General features: G+C 61.2%; 1 protein-coding gene. It reads right to left on the bottom strand.

What is annotated here, in order from left to right; translation table 11 throughout:
- The coding region (locus ACU8YE_RS25710; protein WP_446930460.1) for a DUF1329 domain-containing protein at window positions 1-389 on the bottom strand (389 nt) is incomplete at both ends.

The following is a 389-nucleotide window of genomic DNA, read 5'->3' as shown; positions in this document are numbered from 1 at the left end:
CCGACTCCTTGTTGTAGAAGGTGTTGAGAATCGCCCCTTGCCCGGCCAGCGCCGGCGGCGCGTCGTACTTGAAGTACGTCATCGAGTCTTCCTTGGGCAACTCGCTGATCTTCTTGCTTCCCTTGCCGCCCCACGGGTAATAGAAGATCTGCGAGGCACTCAGGTCGATCCACGTGTCCGAGCCCTTGCGCGGTGAACCCAACGAAGTCACCGGGTCGATCTCCCAGCCCAGCGCCGTATAACGCAGCTTGTGGTTCCACACCGCCTGCGCACCGTTCTGCGGAATCGGGAACGGAACCCCTGGCATGTACGCGTCCTGGATGTCGTAGCCGTTGGACGCCAGCTTCGCGAACCCAACGTTCTTCTTGGTGTTCTCCGCCACCCACTCC

The organism is Ralstonia sp. VS2407 (assembly GCF_052950655.1).
Note: the sequence above shows the minus strand (reverse complement) of the source record. Positions and strands in the feature narration are given on the sequence as shown.